16 protein-coding genes are annotated in these 20,249 nt (G+C 59.5%); 12 read left to right on the top strand and 4 right to left on the bottom strand.

From position 1 onward, the window contains the following. The first annotated feature begins 12 nt into the window (after window positions 1-12). Window positions 13-2,817 carry a DNA polymerase I gene (gene polA / locus KW841_RS00200; RefSeq protein ID WP_218472932.1) on the top strand — a complete coding sequence of 935 codons (2,805 nt, stop codon included), beginning with the start codon at window positions 13-15 and terminating at the stop codon, window positions 2,815-2,817. Window positions 2,818-3,265: 448 nt separating this feature from the next. Here the strand turns inward: polA and yihA are convergent, their stop codons facing one another. Further along, entirely contained in the window at window positions 3,266-3,910 is a 645-nt protein-coding gene (yihA, locus tag KW841_RS00195) for a ribosome biogenesis GTP-binding protein YihA/YsxC (RefSeq protein WP_218472930.1), read from the bottom strand. Between the two features lie 191 nt (window positions 3,911-4,101). Here yihA and KW841_RS00190 point away from each other — a divergent pair, with 191 nt between their 5' ends. The 7 genes from KW841_RS00190 (at window position 4,102) to KW841_RS00160 (ending at window position 11,384) form a co-directional block, all read left to right on the top strand. Beyond that, window positions 4,102-4,392: a cytochrome c5 family protein gene (locus KW841_RS00190; protein WP_218472917.1), complete on the top strand. Its 291-nt coding sequence runs from the start codon at window positions 4,102-4,104 to the stop codon at window positions 4,390-4,392. Window positions 4,393-4,437: 45 nt separating this feature from the next. Continuing rightward, entirely contained in the window at window positions 4,438-5,067 is a 630-nt protein-coding gene (locus KW841_RS00185) for a cytochrome c (protein ID WP_007969791.1), read from the top strand. A 199-nt stretch (window positions 5,068-5,266) separates the two neighbouring features. Beyond that, window positions 5,267-5,908, top strand: a complete 642-nt coding sequence (gene dsbA / locus KW841_RS00180) for a thiol:disulfide interchange protein DsbA (RefSeq protein ID WP_095967849.1) — start codon at window positions 5,267-5,269, stop codon at window positions 5,906-5,908. A 14-nt stretch (window positions 5,909-5,922) separates the two neighbouring features. Next, window positions 5,923-6,801 (top strand): endonuclease/exonuclease/phosphatase family protein, encoded by an 879-nt coding sequence (locus tag KW841_RS00175; protein WP_007969788.1) that lies wholly within the window; start codon window positions 5,923-5,925, stop codon window positions 6,799-6,801. Then, window positions 6,798-8,807, top strand: a complete 2,010-nt coding sequence (locus KW841_RS00170) for a GGDEF domain-containing protein (RefSeq protein WP_218472915.1) — start codon at window positions 6,798-6,800, stop codon at window positions 8,805-8,807. Before KW841_RS00175 ends, KW841_RS00170 begins: the two co-directional genes overlap by 4 nt. 104 nt (window positions 8,808-8,911) lie before the next feature. After that, a complete protein-coding gene (locus tag KW841_RS00165; protein ID WP_218472912.1) occupies window positions 8,912-9,691 on the top strand; it encodes an N-acetylmuramoyl-L-alanine amidase in 780 nt (259 codons plus the stop codon). 76 nt (window positions 9,692-9,767) lie between these two features. After that, window positions 9,768-11,384, top strand: coding sequence for an EAL domain-containing protein (locus KW841_RS00160; RefSeq protein WP_218472910.1), 1,617 nt, complete (start codon window positions 9,768-9,770; stop codon window positions 11,382-11,384). Window positions 11,385-11,391: 7 nt separating this feature from the next. On the opposite strand, the gene KW841_RS00155 is transcribed toward KW841_RS00160, so the two are convergent. Next, a complete protein-coding gene (locus KW841_RS00155) occupies window positions 11,392-13,182 on the bottom strand; it encodes an ATP-binding protein (RefSeq protein ID WP_218472907.1) in 1,791 nt (596 codons plus the stop codon). A gap of 10 nt (window positions 13,183-13,192) precedes the next feature. Then, window positions 13,193-14,539, bottom strand: a complete 1,347-nt coding sequence (gene algB, locus KW841_RS00150; RefSeq protein ID WP_218472895.1) for a sigma-54-dependent response regulator transcription factor AlgB — start codon at window positions 14,537-14,539, stop codon at window positions 13,193-13,195. A gap of 438 nt (window positions 14,540-14,977) precedes the next feature. Between algB and KW841_RS00145 the strand changes: the two genes are divergently transcribed. The 4 genes from KW841_RS00145 (at window position 14,978) to KW841_RS00130 (ending at window position 19,119) form a co-directional block, all read left to right on the top strand. Next, complete coding sequence (locus KW841_RS00145) at window positions 14,978-15,265, top strand: hypothetical protein (protein WP_007969782.1); 288 nt, start codon at window positions 14,978-14,980, stop codon at window positions 15,263-15,265. A gap of 72 nt (window positions 15,266-15,337) precedes the next feature. Beyond that, window positions 15,338-15,502, top strand: coding sequence for a DUF1328 domain-containing protein (locus KW841_RS00140; protein ID WP_003177151.1), 165 nt, complete (start codon window positions 15,338-15,340; stop codon window positions 15,500-15,502). An 842-nt stretch (window positions 15,503-16,344) separates the two neighbouring features. Continuing rightward, entirely contained in the window at window positions 16,345-17,676 is a 1,332-nt protein-coding gene (gene gltP, locus KW841_RS00135; RefSeq protein ID WP_218472894.1) for a glutamate/aspartate:proton symporter GltP, read from the top strand. A gap of 213 nt (window positions 17,677-17,889) precedes the next feature. Then, window positions 17,890-19,119, top strand: a complete 1,230-nt coding sequence (locus KW841_RS00130) for a nucleoside recognition domain-containing protein (RefSeq protein WP_007969778.1) — start codon at window positions 17,890-17,892, stop codon at window positions 19,117-19,119. Here KW841_RS00130 and KW841_RS00125 read toward each other — a convergent pair. Next, entirely contained in the window at window positions 19,101-20,198 is a 1,098-nt protein-coding gene (locus KW841_RS00125) for an aminopeptidase (protein ID WP_218472893.1), read from the bottom strand. The genes KW841_RS00130 and KW841_RS00125 overlap by 19 nt on opposite strands. Window positions 20,199-20,249 lie beyond the last annotated feature (51 nt).

Below are 20,249 nucleotides of genomic sequence, written 5' to 3'. Positions count from 1 at the left end.
TTGATCCTGCTCATGAGCCAAGCCCCCCTCGTCCTGGTGGACGGTTCTTCTTACCTGTACCGCGCCTTTCACGCGCTGCCGCCGCTGACCACGTCCAAAGGCCTGCCGACCGGCGCGGTCAAGGGCGTGTTGAACATGCTCAAGAGCCTGCGCAAGCAATATCCGAACAGTCCGTTCGCCGTGGTGTTCGACGCCAAGGGTGGGACTTTTCGCGATGACATGTACGCCGAATACAAGGCCAACCGTCCGAGTATGCCCGACGACATGCGCGTGCAGATCGAGCCGCTGCACCAGAGCGTGATCGCCCTGGGCTTCCCGCTGTTGTGCGTCGAAGGCGTCGAGGCCGATGACGTGATCGGCACCCTGGCCCGCAGCAGCGCGGCGGCGGATCGTCCGGTGATCATCTCCACGGGCGACAAGGATATGGCGCAACTGGTCGATGGTCACATTACCTTGGTCAACACCATGACCGGTAGCAGCATGGACGTGGAGGGCGTGAAGGAGAAATTCGGCGTCGCTCCGGAGCAGATCATCGATTATCTGGCGCTCATGGGCGATTCTTCCGACAACATTCCGGGTGTTCCGGGGATTGGCCCGAAGACGGCTTCAGGCCTGCTGGTCGGTGTGAACGGCGGCCTGACCGAGCTCTATGCGCAGCTCGACATCGTGCCGACCCTGCCGATTCGCGGTGCCAAGACCCTGCCGGCCAAGCTCGAAGAGCACAAGGAAATGGCCTTCCTGTCCTATCAGTTGGCGACCATCAAGGTCGATGTGCCGCTGGACATTGGCCTCGACGACTTGCAAATGGGTGCGGAAGATCCGGCGAAACTCTACGAGTTGTACAGCCTGCTGGAGTTCAAGAGCTGGCTGAACGACCTTGATCGCGACGCCAAGCGCCTGGAGCTGAGCGCTGCCGCCGAGCCTGCACCGGCCGTCGATCTGTTCAGCGAACCAGAGGCCGAAGCACCGACCGCCGCTGCTGAAGCCGCCTACGAAACCATCCTCGATCAGGCACGTTTCGATGCCTGGCTGGAAAAGCTGAACAACGCCAGGCTGTTCGCCTTCGACACCGAAACCACCGGCATCGACGCGCAGCAGGCGCAGCTGGTGGGTCTGTCGTTCGCGGTTCAGGCTAACGAAGCGGCCTACATCCCGTTGACTCATTCCTACATCGGCGTGCCGCAGCAACTGGACCGCGACACGGTCCTGCGCGCGCTCAAGCCGATTCTGGAAGACCCGAACAAGCTCAAGGTCGGCCAGCACGCCAAATTCGACATGAACATCCTGGCCAACTGCGCCATCGGTGGCGTACAGGACAACGGGATCACCGTGCGCGGCATCGCCTTCGATACCATGCTCGAGTCTTACGTGCTCAACTCCACGGCCACGCGCCATGACATGGACAGCCTGGCGCAGAAGTATTTGGACCACACCACGGTGAGCTTCCAGGACATCGCCGGCAAAGGCGTGAAACAGCTGACGTTCGATCAGATCGCCCTTGAGCAGGCCGGGCCTTACGCCGCCGAAGATGCGGACATCACCCTGCGTCTGCACCAGGCCCTGTTCGAAAAGCTCTCGGCCATTCCGAGCCTGGCCAGCGTGCTGACCGACATCGAAATCCCGTTGGTGCCAGTGCTGGCGCGCATCGAGCGCCAGGGCGCATTCGTCGACGCCGCCCTGCTGGGTGTGCAAAGCATCGAACTGGGCGACAAGATGGTCGCACTTGAGCGCGAAGCCTTCGAGATTGCCGGCGAGGAATTCAACCTCGGTTCGCCCAAGCAACTCGGCGTGATCCTGTACGAGAAGCTCGGCCTGCCGGTGCTGAAAAAGACTGCCAAGGGCCAGCCGTCCACGGCCGAAGAGGTGCTGGCCAAACTGGCGGAAGACGACTACCGATTGCCGAAAGTGCTCATGGAATATCGCTCCATGAGCAAGCTGAAAAGCACCTACACCGATCGTTTGCCGGAACAGATCAACCCGCGCACCGGGCGGATCCATACGTCGTACCATCAGGCTGTCGCCTCCACCGGGCGCCTGTCCTCCAGCGATCCGAACCTGCAGAACATTCCGGTGCGCACCGCCGAAGGGCGTCGTATCCGCCAGGCCTTCGTGGCCCCGACCGGTTACAAGCTGCTGGCGGCGGACTACTCGCAGATCGAACTGCGGATCATGGCGCACCTGTCACGGGATGAAGGACTGATGAACGCCTTCCGCCACAATCTGGACGTGCACACCGCGACCGCCGCCGAAGTGTTCAAGGTCGAACTGGCCGACGTGACCTCCGACCAGCGCCGTAGCGCCAAGGCGATCAACTTCGGCCTGATCTACGGCATGGGGGCGCAGAAGCTCGGCAAGGACATTGGTGTCGACACCAAGACCGCCAAGGCCTACATCGATACCTACTTCGCCCGCTACCCCGGCGTACGCCAGTACATGGACCGCACGCGAGCCCAGGCCGCCGAGCAAGGTTATGTCGAGACGTTCTTCGGTCGTCGCCTGTACCTGCCGGACATCAACTCCAACAAGCCGCAAGAACGCGCCGCCGCCGAACGCACGGCGATCAACGCACCGATGCAAGGCACTGCTGCGGACATCATCAAGAAAGCCATGGTCGCGGTGGATAACTGGCTGACCGCGTCTGGCCTCGACGCCAAAGTCATTTTGCAGGTGCACGATGAACTGGTGCTGGAGGTGCGTGAAGACCTGGTCGACCAGGTTCGCGATGAAATTCGCGTACACATGAGCGAAGCCGCGAAACTGGATGTGCCGTTGCTGGTCGAAGTGGGGGTTGGAAATAACTGGGATGAGGCTCACTGAGCCTTCCTGTAGGAGCAAGTTCGCTCCTGCAGAAAAATGTCGTGTTCTGCTGCGGCATGGTGCCGCGGCAGAAGAGCGCAAACAACTTAGTCCGGAAGGTTATCGGCGTTATTTCAAAGCTATTTGAAAAAAATCTGAACTAATCCTGCGGAGCACCACTCAGAGGTACTGAATGGCTGGTGAAGCCCTTCGATGCTCCTATGTTGTGTTAAGTGTTGGCAGATATCTGGACCCCGCCCTAGCGGTCTAGAGCTTGAACCCCGGAACTTCTCCCTCCCCATATGAAGTCCGGGGTTTTTTTTGCCTGAAAACTGCCTGTGGCACGCTCATGCTGCGTTAAAAGCGCGGCTCGAAATGCTCATTTAGGCCCCTAAAGTCGAGCGCGACCCCGGCCGTTTCGAGCCGCGCTTTTGCCTTGCCTGAGCGCACCACAAACAGTTTTCGATTTTTATTGGGTTTCTACCTCGGCGCCCTTGTCCGCCAACTCCATCCAGCCTGCCAGTACGGTATAGGCTTCTTCCAGGCCCATGCGTTTCGGGGCCGAGAACAGTTGAATCGTCACCAGATCGCCCCAGCCCTTGCGGATTTCCGCCTGAACCTTGAGCAGCGTGTTCTTGGCCGCGCCATAGGTCAGCTTGTCCGCTTTGGTCAGCAGAATGTGCATCGGCATGCCAGCAGCCACGGCCCAATCGAGCATTAGCAGGTCGAAATCGGTCATCGGATGGCGGATGTCCATCATCAGGATCAGGCCTTTCAAACTCTCGCGGCCACCCAGGTACGCTTCCAGGTGACGCTGCCAGTGTTGCTTGAGCGGGATCGGTACTTTTGCATAACCGTAGCCCGGCAGGTCGACCAGACGGCGTTCATCGTCTAGCTTGAAGAAATTCAACAGTTGCGTGCGCCCCGGGGTTTTCGAGGTGCGCGCCAGGCTGGCGTGGGTCAGGGTGTTCAAGGCACTCGATTTGCCGGCGTTGGAACGCCCGGCGAAGGCGACTTCGAAGCCCTCGTCATCCGGACATTGGTCGACTTTGGCGGCGCTGAGCATGAAGGTGGACTGTTGGCACAGACCGAGGATGGGATTCTTGAGTTGCATGGGATTTCCGATGTGGGCGGCGCCAGGAATGGGTGCGGCAAGCAGTGTCGCTTCCGTTTCAGTGACGCCAGTATATAATGCCGCAGATTTTGTGTGCGCTTTGTCCCAGCGTAGGATGAAGTTCACGAGAGCGACAGACCTTGATTGCGCACTAGAACGCAGCACGCTCTCAACCCTGAAAAGGTCGTTTTATGACGAAATGGCTGCTAGCTGCCGGTATCTTGATGCCGCTTTACAGCGCTCAGGCTACACAGGATCCGGAAGCTGTGTACAACCGTGTTTGTGGTGCCTGTCATTCCGGCCAATTACCCATGGCGCCGAAAAAAGGCGATCAGGATGCTTGGACGCCGAGGTTGGCGAAAGGTATGGAGACGCTGGTGCAACACGTGACCCAGGGTTTCAAGGCGATGCCGCCGCGTGGTTTGTGCATGGACTGCAGTGCCGAGGATTACCAAGCCATCATCCATTGGATGAGCGAGTAAGCCCGGTCCATAACTCTTAACCCTTAGCCGTAGTTGGATTAGCTGATGAAGAAATTGATCGTGAGTCTGCTGTTGACCGTGGGCATCTCCGGCATAGCCCATGCTGCAGGTGAGGCAGTACAACCGGGTGATGCTAAAGCTGGCCAAGCCAAAGCCGCCGTCTGTGGCGCCTGCCACGGTCCGGATGGCAACAGCATGGCGCCAAACTTTCCAAAACTGGCGGGTCAGGGGGAACGCTACCTGACCAAGCAATTGCACGACATCAAGTCGGGCAAGCGCACCGTTCTGGAAATGACCGGCCTGCTGACCAACCTGAGCGATCAGGACCTGGCGGACATCGCCGCCTACTTCGCCAGCCAGAAAGGCAGCGTCGGTGCCGCTGATCCTAAAGTCGTCGCTCGCGGTGAAGCCCTGTTCCGTGGCGGTGACCTGGCCAAGGGCCTGCCATCCTGCACCGGCTGCCACTCGCCAAATGGCGCAGGTAACGCACCAGCGGGCTTCCCGCACCTGGGTGGCCAGCACGCTCAATACGTCGCCAAGCAACTGACCGATTTCCGCAAGGAAGAAGGCGGCCGCACCAACGACGGCGATACCAAACCTATGCAGAGTATTGCCAAGAAGCTGAGCGACGAAGACATCGCTGCGGTGTCCAGCTACATCCAGGGCCTGCACTAAGGCCGGCGGATCGGGCGTTGAGCGCTGTACATATCGCCTGCAACGTTAACGCTCGATTAATCCGTTGCAACGAGTATAAAAAGGGTGGCCTTGGCCGCCCTTTTTTGTGGCCGCTGCCGTTACACTACAGAACTCAAGCCCGCCAGGACCTGTCTGATAACACGTCGCGCGAGGCGAAAAATTTGTCCAGGAGTAAAGCATGCGTAATCTGATCATCAGCGCCGTTTTTGCCGCTGCCAGCCTGTTCGGCATGACTGCCCAGGCCGCTGAAGCCCCCGCCGCACCTTATGTCGAACTGAGCAATCCGGTTCCGGTCGCCGTGCCTGGCAAGATCGAAGTGGTGGAGCTGTTCTGGTATGGCTGCCCGCACTGCTATCACTTTGAGCCGACAATCAATCCCTGGGCCGAAAAACTGCCATCGGATGTGAACTTCAAGCGTATTCCAGCGATGTTCGGCGGTCCTTGGGACGCTCATGGCCAAATGTTCCTGACTCTTGAATCCATGGGGGTTGAGCATAAGGTTCATGCTGCGGTGTTCGACGCGATCCAGAACAAAAAAATGAAACTGACCGATAAGAATGATATGGCCGACTTCCTGGCTACCCAGGGCGTAGACAAGGAAAAGTTCCTGGCCACTTTCGACTCCTTTGCAATCAAGGGACAGGTCGTTCAAGCCCGTGAACTGGCCAAGAAATATGAGATCTCTGGCGTTCCAACCCTGATTGTGAATGGCAAATACCGCTTCGACGTGGGCTCCGCTGGCGGTGCCGAACAGGCCCTGCAACTGGCCGATAAACTGATCGACAAAGAGCGAGCGGCTAACAAGGCTGCCGCCAACTAAGGGCAGTCACTGCCATGCGCCGATGGGGTACTGAACGCATCGTTGGCCTGCATGATCCGCGGGTCAACGAGCATCATCTGGAGTCCACGGGCCTGCCCGCAGACAGTCGTCTGCGCTTGCTCAGTTTCAACATCCAGGTCGGCATCAGCACCGAGCGCTACCGGCATTACCTGACCCGGGGCTGGCAGCATCTGCTGCCGCACACCGGGCGTGCCGACAATCTGCAGAAGATCGGCAATCTGCTGGGCGACTTCGATCTGGTCGCCTTGCAGGAGGCCGATGGTGGCAGCCTGCGTTCAGGCTACGTCAATCAGGTTGAGCATCTGGCCCAGCTCGGCGCCTTCCCCTACTGGTATCAACAACTCAATCGCAATCTCGGACGCCTGGCCCAGCACAGCAATGGCGTGCTCAGCCGATTGCGCCCGTGGGCCATTGAAGATCATCCGCTGCCGGGCCCAAAGGGGCGTGGAGCCATCCTGGTACGCTTCGGTGAAGGCCCGGAAGCACTGGTGGTCGTCATGATGCACCTGGCGCTGGGCGCCCGTGCGCGCAGCCTGCAACTGGCCTACATCCGCGATCTGATTGGCGACTACAAACACCAGGTACTGATGGGCGACATGAACACCCATGCCAGTGACCTGCTGCAAAATTCCGCGTTGCGCGATCTCGGCCTGCTCGCGCCGCAAATGGAAGCAACGTTCCCCAGCTGGCGCCCACAGCGCTGCCTGGACCATATCCTGCTGAGCCCGAGCCTGACCCTGGAAAAGGTCGAGGTGCTGGCACAGCCCATTTCCGATCACCTGCCGGTCGCGGTAGAGATTCGTCTGCCGGGTTCGCTCACGGCCGATGCATTGCCCGCGTTGAGTCCTGCCCCTCGCGGAACCCATGAATGAGCGACGAAGCACAGCGCTGGAAAGAGAAATACCTCAAAAGCATCGAACAACAGGAAAAGCTCGAACGTCGCTGGGACGCGCGGCTCGACTTGCTGCGTCGCGGGCTGGTGCGCAGCACCCTGGCGGCGGAAGGTACTGACCGCGCGGTTGACCAATGCATGAAGGAAATGCGCGAAGTCGTGCGCACCGACGACATGGACGCCGGCCTGGCCGCGCTTATTCCACGCCTGGAAAAAGCCGTGCTCGACTCCGAACAGCGTCGGGAAACCCGAATCAACCAGACCAGTGCCGCCCTGACCGCACTGGTCACTCAACTGCAAACATTGCCGCTGCCACGGGATGTGAGCCGGCCACTCAAGAGTTTCGCCAAGCAACTGGATGCGCGGGTCAGTCAGGCGCGTGAGATACCTTTGTTGCTCAGCGAGCTGAGTGGCTTGCAAGGCAAGGCCCTGAGCCAGCTGGAGACCCCGGCGGAACCTGGTCGGCCGGGCTTGCTTCAGCGATTGTTCGGCGGTCGTGAAGCAGACGAGGCGGTGGCATCAACGACTGCTTCTCCTGCGCCGGCGGCCCCCGTAGCCGAGAGCCCTGCGGCGATTATCGAGTCGGCCCCGGTCGCGATTGAGACGGCAATCTGCGAAGTGCCCATGGCTGAGCCGGTTGCAGAGGAGTCCGCGCCGACCAAGCCAGTCGAGGCTTCCCCTGCTCCGGCAGTCGTGGTCATGGCACCTGCCGTCGTGCAGCCTCAACCCGCCATGGCAGGCGTGGCAGAAACCGAGTCAGGCGAGAAGCCGGCCCCGGAAACACCTCTTGAGTCGCAAATGAACCCCGACGAGCTGACCGCGTCAGCATCGTCGGATAGCCTGGCCTTGCTTGCGAATCCGACAGCGGAGGTGGCCGCCGCAGATCAGCCTCTATCCGGGCACGACACTTTCTACGCACTCCCGGATTCCCCTGAGCCCTCCTACAGCTCGGTGGCCAGCCACATCGAAGGCACACTGCTGGGGCTGCTCGAAGACCTGACATTGCCCGAGCGTCATCGCCCGCAAGCCGAATCCATGCGCGATCGTCTGAAAAACGGTCTTAACTGGTACGAATTACTACCGATCCTCGACGACTTCGCCACGTTGATGCTGGCTATTACCGACAGCGGCCAGCATGAGTTCGAAGCCTACCTGCAACGACTGAACGAGCGCCTCGAGTCGTTCCAGAGCAACTTGCAGGCCGCCACCGAAGGACACGCCGACAACCGTTCGGCTGCGCGGCAGATGGACACGCAGATCCGCGAACAGGTTGATGGCCTGCAAAGCAGCATGCAGGACGCTGCGGATCTGGAAGATCTCAAGCACGTTCTGGAAAACCATCTCGAAGGCTTGCTGGGCACCATGGACCAGCACCAGAAACAACGCGATGAGCGCGAGCAAGAGGTCGCTGCGCGCCTGCACAGCCTGGCCGAGCGCGTTGCCCATATGGAGCAGGAGGCCCAGGGTTACCGTGAGCATCTTGAGGAGCAAAGGCAGAAGGCGCTGGTCGACCCGTTGACCGGCCTGCCTAACCGCGCGGCCTGGAGCGAGCGCCTGGATCATGAAGTCAAACAATGGCAGCAACATGGCAACACGCTGTTGCTGGCCATGCTCGACCTCGATCATTTCAAGCGCATCAACGATAACTACGGGCACCTGGCCGGTGACAAAGTGCTGAAGATCATTGCCAGCGTGTTGCGCAAGCGTCTTCGCGGAACGGACTTCATTGCCCGGTTCGGCGGCGAAGAGTTTGTGCTGTTAATGCCATCCACGGTGCCGGCGGCGGGGCTGAAGTTGCTGGAAAGCCTGCGTGCCTCCATCGAGGCCTGTCCGTTCCACTTCAAGGGAGAGCCGGTGACCATTACCGTTTCTGTCGGAATGTCGGCGTTCAGGCCGGGTGAGCACAGCGATCAAGTGCTTAAAAGAGCCGATCAGGCGTTGTACCGTGCAAAAAATGCCGGACGCAACCGCGTGGAGCCGGGCTGAGTATTATTTGTTCCATTTTTGTTTAATTCGCGGCGATTGCCGTCAGCTCGCAAGGCATTACGTTACACTGTTGCATTATTGTCTTGTGTGTATTGCCTTTCGCCATGAAATATCTTGCTCTGATCGTGTCACTTGTTTTGCTGGCCGGCTGCGCCAGCGGTCCCCGTTTTGACACCAGTCACCCTTCAACCAATTACGACAGCCGTGTGCAGTTCGTGGTGGTGCATTACACCAACGCCTCGCTGGAGCGTTCGCTGCAACTGCTGACCCACGGCGAAGTCAGCAGTCATTATCTGATCGGTGACGACAAGGGCGCCACAATCTACAAGCTGATGGATGAAAACGTTCGCGCCTGGCACGCCGGGGAGAGCGAATGGGATGGCCGGACCTGGCTGAATTCCAGTTCCATCGGTATCGAAATCGTCAACCCGGGGTTCAAGGACACTCCAACCGGGCGCGTTTGGTACCCCTACAGCGAAGATCAGGTTCAGTCCTTGATCGTATTGCTCAAGGACATCAGCAAGCGTCAGGGTATCAAGCCTCGCGACATCATTGGCCATAGCGACATTGCGCCGTTGCGCAAACTGGACCCGGGGCCGCTGTTCCCCTGGAAGCGTCTGGCTGCCGAAGGTCTGGGCATCTGGCCGAACGAGCAGGCGGTTGCGCGCCAGCAAATGCTGTTCGCCGAACAGTTGCCGAGCATCAGCTGGTTTCAGGGGCAATTGGCCCGCCTGGGGTATGCCTCGCCACAAACCGGCGAGCTCGATGTTGCGACACGACATGTGATAGCAGCCTTCCAGATGCACTTCCGCCCGGCACGTTTCGATGGCACTCCGGACGCGCAAACAGCCGCGCTGCTTTTGGTGTTGAACCAGACAAAATAATGGCGCCCGCCCGGCGGTCAGGGCTTTTTCCCAATCAGCAGCTATAACTCATTGGTAATCCATCGGATATTGCGCAATGACTGCTGCTCGAGAGACCTTCCGTAGTTGGTTCCATCGCCCCTGGTTCCTGGGGTTGATGTCGGCTGTCTTGAGCGCAACGTTATTGATGGCCGGCAGCCTGTTCGTCGCCATTCATCAGGTCGAGCAAAACGAAAGCGAAGAAATGAATGCTCAGGGTGAGCGCTTTCTCGCCCGCCTGGAACAGCTCTTCGGGCAACTGCGTGAAAGCCTCGACGACCTTGAAGCGCAACCGTTGCGCGGTTGCGATGCTGAAATGATCGCGACCTTGCAACAGGTTACGTTCAACTATCGCTTCGTCTACGAAGCCGCCTACATGGACTCTTCGCGAATCTGCTCCAATCGCCCTCGCCAGGAAGGGCTGTCGCTGATACGAGCGCCGGACATCAAAGGCCCGACCTACAGCTATTGGCTCAATACCACCACCGAACCCGATGAAAACCGCGCTGCCCTGATGCTGGGGCGCGGGAATTTTCGGGTCGCGACCTCTCGGGGGCATTTGACCGATATGGTCGACCTGTCGCCGGGCAGCAGCTTGCTGGTCGTCCTGGATCATGGCGCTCGCGCGATTCCGGTGTTGGGTTCTTCCCAGATCTGGCCGCCGGTCGAGGCCTGGCCACCGAAAAACCGCGATGCGCTGCAGATCACCCAGACACGCCTGATATACCGCATGCCCACCGACAACCCGGAGTATCAATTGGTGTTGATCAGCCTGCGTACGGGCATGCATATCCCGTCGGTCTGGTGGTGGCTGCTGCCGGCCAGTATTGCGCTGGGCATATGCGTCGGGTTCCTGGTGTTCCTGCTGGTGCAGCAGCGGCAGTCGCTGGATGCCGAACTGGCCGGGGCGATTCGCCGGGGCGAGTTGCAGGTGCTGTATCAACCGATCTTCGACCTCGATAGCCGCAACTGTGTCGGGGCTGAAGCGCTGCTGCGCTGGCGCAGGCCGGACGGTACCCTGACCAGTCCCGACCTGTTCATTCCGATGGCGGAGGACACCGGGCAGATTCGCCAGATGACGGATTTCGTCTTGCAACGCTTGCTCGAGCAACTCGGTCAGTTGCTGCGTGCCAACCCGCAACTGTACATCTCGGTCAATCTCGCGGCGTGTGATGTGATGGTCCCGCGAATCGGCCAGGTCATGGCGAGGCTGCTGACCCTGCACCGCGTCGCTGCGCGGCAAATCGCCTTCGAGGTTACCGAGCGTGGGCTGGTCGATGTGGTGGTGGCCCGGGAAAACCTGCAATCGCTGCGGGATGTCGGGCACCAGGTGTTGATCGATGATTTTGGCACCGGCTACTGCAGCCTCGCCTATTTGCAAACCCTGCCGGTGGATTGCCTGAAAATCGACAAGGCGTTCATTGATGCGTTGGGCCATGACGCCGCCAGCAGCGGTGTGGCCCCACACATCATTCACATGGCCCAATCGCTGCATTTGAAGGTGATTGCCGAGGGCATCGAACATGAGGCCCAAGCCGAGTTCCTGAGCAGTGAAGGCGTGAAGTTCGGCCAGGGCTGGCTGTTCGCCCACGCCCTGAGCGCGGTTCAGTTCATTGAATTGATAACCCGGGGGCGACGTCGGGCGGGCGGCCGGCGCCTGGATGACGAAGCGTGACCGCGATCTAGACCGTCAGCGCCATGTAGAACTGAGTGCCCTGCCCCGGCCGTGAATAGACGCCCATCCGCCCGCCATGCAATTGCACGATTTCCTTGCACAATGCCAGGCCGAGACCGGCTCCGCCTTTCTTGCGCCCGACCTGCACGAACGGCTCGAAGATCCGCCCCTGCTGACCGTAGGCGATGCCTTCGCCGTTGTCCTCGACGCTGACGATGACGCGGTCGCCGTGGCGCCGGGCGTGCAGGCGTATCCGCCCGCCGGAACCGGTGTGACGCAAGGCGTTGTCGAGCAAATTATCGAGTACCCGCTCCAGTTGTGGCTGATCGGCCTGCAAACGCGGCAACGGCCCCTGCACCTCCACCAGCAGACTGATGTCTTTCTCGGCGGCCGATACGGCAAAGCGTGACTCAGCCTGTTCCAGCAGCGCCTCGATGGAACACGGCGCCAAGGTGAGTTTCTGCAAACCGTTCTGGTAACGGGAGAAATTCAGCAGGTCATTGATCAGCTGCATCAGCCGCTGCATCTCTTCATTCACGGTATCGAGCAGGTCGGCTTCCCGGGAGTCCGGGGCAAAGTGCGCGCGCTCGCGGAATAATCCGAAGGCCATGTGCATGCCGGTGACCGGTGTGCGCAATTCATGGGAGGCGCGCAACACAAATTCGCTGCGTACCCGTTCGAAGGCACGCTGCTCCGTGACGTCATGCAGCACCATCACGGCCCCGAGAATATGGCCCTGGGTGTGGCTGACCGGGGTCAGGCTATAGGTCAGCAGTCGCGACTCGCCATCGACTTCGACACTCAAGTCCTCCGGCGCCCGCTCCAGAGTGCCGCCGCGCAGCACCAGTTGCAGCTGCTCATCGAGTTCAGGGCGCTCCAGCGCCGTGCCCAATCCCTGTCCCAGGCGATCGGATTCCCAGCCCAGCTGACGCTGGGCCACAGGGTTAAGGTGTTCCAGATGGCCCTGACGGTCGATCATCAGCAGCCCGTCGTCGATGCTGTCGAGCACGGCCTGCAAACGCTGCTGGCCGGCCAGCAACTCATCGACATTGGTGGCCTGATGTTCACGTAGCGCCTGGGCCATGATCCCGAAACGCCGGGTCAACTGGTTGAGCTCCACTGCCGAGGAGATCGGCAGGGTGACATCGAAATTGCCCTGGCCGATATTGTCCGCTGCCTTGGCCAAGGCTTCGATGGGCGCTCCGAAACGCCGGGCAATGGCCTGCGCGGTCACGAAGCCGATGATCAGCACCGCCAGCCCCACCAGGGCAAGCAGCCCTGCAATCAGCAGTGCCCGCTCCCGGGCCTGGCGCTCGGTATCATTGATGTTATCCAGGGCGCGCTTGTGCTCGGCGATCAGACCATTGCGCAGTGCGTTGAATTTTTCCGTCAGGATGTCATGGCTGCTGAGCACAGTCGAAGGGTCCGGGGACGCCTCATAAGCTTCGATAAAGCGCTCGTAGTCAGCCCTGGCTTTTCTGAAGCCGTACTCGCTTGCGTTCTGCTCGGGCTCCTGGGCGATGCCTTCCTCCAGCAATTGGAAGTAACGCTGCTTCGAGGCGGCGAAAGCGGCGGAGTCAGGCTTCTCGCTGAGCATGATGATCAGTTGATCACCCAGGGTCTGGCGCAGTTTGAGTCCCAGGTCCAGGGTGATGAAGTTACTGCGGGTCAGTGCTTCCTGGCTGCCGGCCATCTGCATCACGCTGACCAGCCCGAGCAGGAGCCCGAGCAAGGCGACGGTGATCAGTGCGGAGATGCTCAGGAAAAGCCGGGTCCGCAATTTCATCGCCAGTTTCATCGCCTATTGCTCACAAGTTGTACTGCTTGCGTTTGCGGTACAGCGTCGAAGCATCGATGCCCAGGGTTTTTGCCGCTTGATCCAGCGTGTCGGCGGTGGCGAGGACCGCGCCGATGTGGGCCTTTTCCAGCTCATCCAGGCTCAGCGCTGCGCCGATGCGCGGTGCATTGTTGACGGGGGTTTCGGCCATGCCCAGATGACTGATCTCGACCCGCTCCTGCGGACAGATGATGCTCGCGCGCTCTATCACGTTGCGCAGCTCACGGATATTGCCCGGCCAGCGATAGCCCAGCAGGGCTTCCCGGGCCTCGTCGCTTAGCATGCGCGCGGGACGGGCATACTCCTTGACGAAACGCGCCAGGAAACGATCCGCCAGGTTGAGAATATCTTCACGGCGTTCGCGTAGCGGTGGCAGGTGCAGGGTAATGACATTCAGGCGATAGAGCAGGTCCTCACGGAAACGACCATCGCGGACCATGTCCTCGAGGTTGAGGTTGGTGGCTGCAAGGATGCGCACATCGGCACGGCGGGTCACCGGATCACCGACGCGCTCATATTCTTTGTCCTGAATGAAGCGCAGCAATTTCGGCTGCAATGTCAGCGGAAAGTCGCCTATTTCGTCGAGAAACAGCGTCCCGCCGTCCGCCTGGTTGACTCGGCCCAAGGTGCTTTCGCTGGCGCCGGTGAAGGCGCCGCGACTGTGGCCGAAGAGCTCGCTTTCCATAAGCTCGGCGGTCAGCGACGGGCAGTTGATCGTGACGCAGGATTTCTTCGCGCGTTTGCTCCAGCCGTGAATGGCTTGGGACAGCTCGCCCTTGCCGGTGCCGGACTCACCGAGGATCAGGATATTGGCATCGGTCGTGGCCACCTGGCGCGCGGTTTCGAGTACCACTTTCATGGCCGGGCTGTGGGAGTCCAGACCATCCTTGGGCTTGCGCACTTCACCTTCCAGGGCTTCCAGTCGCGCCGACAACTGCCGCACTTCCAGTTGCTTGGCGGTTGCCAAGCGCAATTGATCGGGGCTGCACGGCTTGACCAGGTAGTCGGCGGCACCGGCCTGAATCGCATCCACCGCCGTGTCGACAGCTGAGTGCGCAGTGACGATCACCACCCGCATCCAGGGCGCCTGGATACGCATCTGGGCCAGCACATCGAGGCCGTTGTCTTCGCCCAGACGCAAATCGAGGAAGCACAGGTCGAAGACCTGCCGCTGCAACAGGGCTTCTGCCTGCGCGGCGCTGGTGGCGGTGGCAACGCTGTAGCCTTCGTCTTCGAGGCAGTAACGGAAAGTACGCAGGATGGCGGACTCATCATCCACCAGCAGAATGCGGCCTTGGTGCTCAGTGGCTGATTCCATTTTCCTACGCTCCTTAATGAATGATCTTGATTTAGTCCCGGAGAAATCGGGCAAGTTGCATGATTGATTCTGAGCCATTCCTGTCATGGCAGGGTAACTTTCATCCGATGCATCGGTTAGCCAGCTGATGTCGCGGCTCTTTTAATCGATGTCCGGTTTCTGACAGCGGCCAGCGTGTATTTCTGACATCTGCGTCCTCCTCTCAATTCAAAAAATTTACACCTTCCTTCAAACGAATCGTGCAATACGCACGACCGCACACCTGGCATCGTGCAGGATGCGTACGATGTGATTTCTTTGATGATCTTAAGGTATTGATATTAAAGGAAATTAATTCATTTCAATGCTGGCATGCGGGCTGCAATTGTCTGGTTGACCAGGGCATTCAAATACAAACGCCCGCTATCGAATACCGACCCGAGTGGTAGGAGCTCCAGGATGAACCGTCAACGTGCCGCCCACCTGCACCTCTCGCCTGTGCATATTCAGCAAGGACTGTTTGCTGTTCTGGCGCTGTTGCTCACCCTTATCGGCGGCCAACAGTTTCTGCGCTGGGAGCAGAGTCAGCAGCCGCAAGCGCCACAACTGTCGATTCAGCATCCGACCCAAACCCATTTCAGTGCTGTTGGCAGCGTTCAGGCCGATAGCCCCCCGCTGCGAATGATGGACGTCGACCAGGCCGGGCCTGCAGGCGAGATACGTCATCAGGAGCGCTGGGTGTTCTAGGTAAAAAATTTCCGCCGCAGCGATGTGCCGGGAAACGCAACACCTCTAAATAGAAGCGTAAGGAGAATCACCATGTTGAGTTGGGCAATCACATTCCTGATCATTGCCATCATCGCTGCAGTACTGGGCTTCGGTGGTATCGCGGGCACCGCCACGGGTATCGCCAAGATTCTGTTTGTCGTGTTCCTGGTGATGTTCATTGCTTCCTTCTTCTTTGGCCGTCGCGGTCGAGGCTGACATGAAAGGTTTGTTCAAGACGCTGGCAGCCGCCCTGCTATCAGGGCGGTAGTGCCACGGCATGCGGGTTGAGGTTTCTCTCCGGCATGCCTGAGGCCTTCATGCAGGGCTTGTCGATAGAACAGAATTTGTACAGGAAGGAGGTCACAGCGCCTCTTTCTATCTGCGTCACCTGAGGAAGGCTGGCGCATGACCAAGGGGTCGGGACGTTCTGCCTGTTTCAGGGGCGGAGTGACCTACGGGTACAGGGAGTACCTGCGTAAGGGCCGGGTCAGGAAAAGCTGCTGCGCAAGTTCGCCGGACCACCATGGCTCGACGAGCTTGCGAAGGGCTGGATCACGCAACACATTGAAATAGAGCGTTCGTCTCGATTTCATCACTGTTATCGCCTCCTTGTCCCTGTTACGTCGGAAATTACTTTTCTCGGTGTTTCACAGGCGACCGTATATCGAGAAAAATCCATTTTTTTGGGCTGCGATTATTCGCTTTGTCCTGCGGGATTTTGTTGAAAAATCAACGCTCGGCCACTGCTCAAAAAACATTCAATCTGCTCTGTGATGACCGGTTCACGGCACTTATGCCTGCCGAAATGTCGCAATCGAACCGATTGCGACGTCACATTCAGTAAAAAAACCTCATGCCGATTCGGCATGGGGTAGGCGTTTACGGCATTAGACGGCGCTTCCTTGCATCGGAATAGTTGCGCCTTTTTTCGCCTGCCAGAGAGCCGCAAACACGCGTTCCGGGGCACCTTATACGGGGGGTAGATGCACTAGACTTTTTCGCCACGAGCGTTCCAGTTCGCGCATCTCCCTGAGTCAAACGCAAGTAAGGGTAAAGATATGAAGAAGGCAAAGCTTAGCCTCGCCTGGCAGATCCTCATCGGTCTGGTATTGGGGATAGCAATCGGTGCACTGCTCAACCATTTCAGTGCCGAAAAAGCCTGGTGGATCAGCAACGTCCTGCAACCAGCAGGCGATATCTTTATCCGTCTGATCAAGATGATCGTGATCCCGATCGTCATCTCCTCTTTGATCGTCGGCATTGCCGGTGTCGGTGACGCCAAGAAGCTGGGGCGCATCGGCTTCAAGACCATCATCTACTTCGAAATCGTCACCACCATCGCCATCGTGGTCGGTCTGCTGCTGGCCAACCTATTCCATCCGGGTGCCGGCATCGACATGAGCACCCTGGGCACTGTGGACATTTCCAAGTACCAGGCGACTGCCGCCGAGGTCCAGCATGAACACGCGTTCATCCAAACCATCCTCAACCTGATCCCGTCGAACATCTTCGCGGCCATGGTTCGCGGCGAAATGCTGCCGATCATCTTCTTCTCCGTATTGTTCGGTCTCGGGCTGTCGAGCCTGCAGGCGGACCTGCGCGAACCGCTGGTGAAGATGTTCCAGGGCGTGTCGGAAAGCATGTTCAAGGTCACTCACATGATCATGAACTACGCCCCGATCGGTGTGTTCGCACTGATCGCGGTGACCGTGGCCAACTTCGGCTTCGCGTCGTTGATACCGCTGGCCAAGCTGGTGATCCTGGTTTACGTCGCCATCGCCTTCTTCGCGTTCGTGATCCTGGGCCTGATCGCTCGCCTGTTCGGCTTCTCGGTGATCAAGCTGATGCGCATCTTCAAGGATGAGCTGGTACTGGCCTACTCCACTGCCAGCTCCGAAACCGTGCTGCCGCGCGTGATCGAGAAGATGGAAGCTTACGGCGCGCCGAAAGCCATTTGCAGCTTCGTGGTACCGACCGGCTACTCGTTCAACCTCGACGGTTCGACCCTGTACCAAAGCATTGCGGCGATCTTCATTGCCCAGCTGTATGGCATCGACCTGTCGATCAGCCAGCAACTGCTGCTGGTCCTGACGTTGATGGTCACCTCCAAAGGCATCGCCGGCGTACCGGGCGTGTCCTTCGTGGTCCTGCTGGCCACCCTCGGCAGCGTCGGTATTCCACTGGAAGGCCTGGCGTTCATCGCCGGTGTCGATCGCGTCATGGACATGGCCCGTACCGCACTGAACGTGATCGGCAACGCCCTGGCTGTTCTTGTAATCGCTCGTTGGGAAGGCATGTACGACGACGCCAAGGGCCAGCGTTACTGGAACTCTCTGCCGCACTGGCGTAGCAAGGAAAAGCTGCCGGCGGGTGAAACCTCCAGCAACTGATACAAAACCTGTGGGAGCGAGCTTGCTCGCGATGACCGACTAAAGCCGACATTGATGTCGACTGATACACCGCTATCGCGAGCAATCGAGCGTCGACCGGCTGCTCCCAAAGTGATCTACGAAAGCCGCACCAGACAAACCCCGGAGAAATCCGGGGTTTGTCGTTTCTGGCCACCCCGCTATCATTCGCGGATCTTTTGGGGGATTTGACTGATGCTCAATGGCCTGTGGCTTGGCTTCTTCATCGTGGCAGCCGTTTCGGCGCTGGCGCAGTGGCTGATTGGTGGCAACGCCGGGATATTCGCGGCGATGGTGGAGAGCATTTTTGCCATGGCCAAGCTGTCGGTCGAGGTCATGGTGCTGCTGTTCGGCACCCTCACCCTCTGGTTGGGTTTTCTGCGCATTGCCGAGAAGGCCGGCATCGTCGAATGGTTGGCCAAGGCCTTGGGGCCGTTGTTTTTGCGCCTGATGCCTGAAGTTCCGCCGGGTCATCCGGCCATCGGCCTGATCACCCTGAACTTCGCCGCCAACGGCCTCGGTCTGGACAACGCCGCCACGCCTATTGGCCTGAAGGCCATGAAAGCACTGCAAGAACTCAACCCAAGCGCTACCGTCGCCAGCAACGCACAGATCCTGTTCCTGGTGCTCAATGCCTCTTCGCTGACCCTGTTGCCGGTGACCATCTTCATGTATCGCGCCCAGCAAGGCGCGCCTGACCCGACGCTGGTGTTCCTGCCGATCCTGCTGGCGACCAGTTGCTCGACCATTGTCGGCTTCCTGTCGGTGGCGTTCATGCAGCGCCTGCGCGTCTGGGATCCGGTGGTGCTGGCCTACCTGATCCCCGGCGCCCTCGCCCTCGGTGGTTTCATGGCGTTGCTGGCGACCCTTTCGGCGACCGCGCTGGCCGGCTTGTCATCGATCCTCGGCAACCTGACGCTGTTTGGCCTGATCATGCTGTTTCTGCTGATCGGTGCGCTGCGCAAAGTGAAGGTGTACGAGGCCTTCGTTGAAGGTGCCAAGGAGGGTTTCGACGTCGCCAAGAACCTGCTGCCTTATCTGGTGGCAATGCTCTGCGCGGTGGGTGTCCTGCGGGCCTCCGGGGCGCTTGACTTCGGCCTGGACGGGATTCGTCATCTGGTGGCGTGGGCCGGTTGGGACACGCGCTTCGTCGATGCGCTGCCGACGGCGATGGTCAAACCCTTCTCCGGCAGTGCCGCCCGGGCGATGCTGATTGAAACCATGAAGACCTCGGGCGTGGACAGCTTCCCGGCGCTGGTGGCGGCGACAATCCAGGGCAGTACCGAAACGACGTTCTATGTGCTGGCGGTGTACTTCGGTGCCGTGGGCATCCAGCGCGCGCGCCATGCGGTTGGCTGCGCCTTGCTGGCGGAGCTTGCCGGGGTGCTGGGTGCAATCGGCGTTTGCTACTGGTTCTTTGGTTGATCGGCGCCGTCAGCCAGCGTCTTGAGCGCGGCCTTGCGCTCTTCCGTCGGCAAGCCACCTAGCTTTTCCACGGCGGCATAGAACCTGGGCCAATCGCCATCCACCTGATGGAACAGCGCATCAAATGCCGGTACCCACTGGTCGTACAAGCCAAACGGCAATAACCGGGCATTGTTCATGGGGGCATGGACCCAGGCGTCGTAGCGTTTGTCTCCAGCCCACTGACTGTCACGCAGTTGCCGGTATTCGCTGCGCAAGCGCTCGAACTCGGCCGCCTTGCGCTGGCGCATCTGTTCGGTTGGCAACGGCAAGGCGTAGAGCTTTTCCAGCCGGGCGCGGGTTTCCAGCACCAACTCAGTGAACTGGTCGCGCTGACGCGCCTGCGCATTGTTGTCCGGTGGCAGGTGGCGATAGGCACGCCATTGGCGAGTGCCTTCCTGCTCGACGAAGGTGGCAAAGGATTCGTTGAACTCAGTGTCGTCCTTCACATAGAAGCGCTGATGGGCCAGTTCGTGAAAAATCAGCGTGGCCAGTCGCTCATCTCCCCAGCCCATCATCGAACTGATGATCGGGTCGTTGAACCAGCCGAGTGTCGAATAGGCCTCGACGCCGCCGATCGACACGTCCATGCCCTGCAAGCGTTGCAAGGCTGCTTCGCCGCGCGCTGCGCTCTGACTGTAGTACCCGCGGTAGGCCACGCAGCCGGCGATGGGAAAGCAGTGGTTTACAGGCTTGAGAGAAAATTCCGGCGTGACGAAGACATTCCAGACGACGAAGGGACGGCCAATGTCCGCGTACAAGCGGTAACTTTGGTTATCCGGCAGGTGCAATTGCCGGCTGGCGAACGTTCGGGCCTTTTGTGATTGCTCCAGGTGTATACGCAGTTTTTGGTCGCGCGCCGGGTCGGCAATCACGCTGGAAACCGGCTCCCTGGCCCGCAGCAACTGCAGTTGGCCGCTGGCCAGTTGGCTGTAATAGCTGATGCTGGTGCAACCGTTGAGCAACAAAAACAACACGCCCGGAAACAAAACGCGAAAAACGCGATCAAGTAACCCAAGGCTAGGAAGCGGCCTGAACACAATAATTCTTCCTTGGAGAGTCTTCCCGCAAGACTATCCCGCCTCACTGGA

Origin of the sequence: Pseudomonas sp. PDM28, assembly GCF_019219115.1 — a bacterium.
Taxonomy (GTDB): domain Bacteria; phylum Pseudomonadota; class Gammaproteobacteria; order Pseudomonadales; family Pseudomonadaceae; genus Aquipseudomonas; species Aquipseudomonas laurylsulfatiphila.
Note: the sequence above shows the minus strand (reverse complement) of the source record. Positions and strands in the feature narration are given on the sequence as shown.

What these genes read in the sequence shown, in the direction of transcription:
- polA (WP_218472932.1), top strand. Translation starts at nt 13, where the DNA reads ATGAGCCAAGCCCCCCTCGTCCTGGTGGACGGTTCTTCTTACCTGTAC.
- yihA (WP_218472930.1), bottom strand. Translation starts at nt 3,910, where the DNA reads ATGCAACTCAAGAATCCCATCCTCGGTCTGTGCCAACAGTCCACCTTC.
- KW841_RS00190 (WP_218472917.1), top strand. Translation starts at nt 4,102, where the DNA reads ATGACGAAATGGCTGCTAGCTGCCGGTATCTTGATGCCGCTTTACAGC.
- KW841_RS00185 (WP_007969791.1), top strand. Translation starts at nt 4,438, where the DNA reads ATGAAGAAATTGATCGTGAGTCTGCTGTTGACCGTGGGCATCTCCGGC.
- dsbA (WP_095967849.1), top strand. Translation starts at nt 5,267, where the DNA reads ATGCGTAATCTGATCATCAGCGCCGTTTTTGCCGCTGCCAGCCTGTTC.
- KW841_RS00175 (WP_007969788.1), top strand. Translation starts at nt 5,923, where the DNA reads ATGCGCCGATGGGGTACTGAACGCATCGTTGGCCTGCATGATCCGCGG.
- KW841_RS00170 (WP_218472915.1), top strand. Translation starts at nt 6,798, where the DNA reads ATGAGCGACGAAGCACAGCGCTGGAAAGAGAAATACCTCAAAAGCATC.
- KW841_RS00165 (WP_218472912.1), top strand. Translation starts at nt 8,912, where the DNA reads ATGAAATATCTTGCTCTGATCGTGTCACTTGTTTTGCTGGCCGGCTGC.
- KW841_RS00160 (WP_218472910.1), top strand. Translation starts at nt 9,768, where the DNA reads ATGACTGCTGCTCGAGAGACCTTCCGTAGTTGGTTCCATCGCCCCTGG.
- KW841_RS00155 (WP_218472907.1), bottom strand. Translation starts at nt 13,182, where the DNA reads ATGAAACTGGCGATGAAATTGCGGACCCGGCTTTTCCTGAGCATCTCC.
- algB (WP_218472895.1), bottom strand. Translation starts at nt 14,539, where the DNA reads ATGGAATCAGCCACTGAGCACCAAGGCCGCATTCTGCTGGTGGATGAT.
- KW841_RS00145 (WP_007969782.1), top strand. Translation starts at nt 14,978, where the DNA reads ATGAACCGTCAACGTGCCGCCCACCTGCACCTCTCGCCTGTGCATATT.
- KW841_RS00140 (WP_003177151.1), top strand. Translation starts at nt 15,338, where the DNA reads ATGTTGAGTTGGGCAATCACATTCCTGATCATTGCCATCATCGCTGCA.
- gltP (WP_218472894.1), top strand. Translation starts at nt 16,345, where the DNA reads ATGAAGAAGGCAAAGCTTAGCCTCGCCTGGCAGATCCTCATCGGTCTG.
- KW841_RS00130 (WP_007969778.1), top strand. Translation starts at nt 17,890, where the DNA reads ATGCTCAATGGCCTGTGGCTTGGCTTCTTCATCGTGGCAGCCGTTTCG.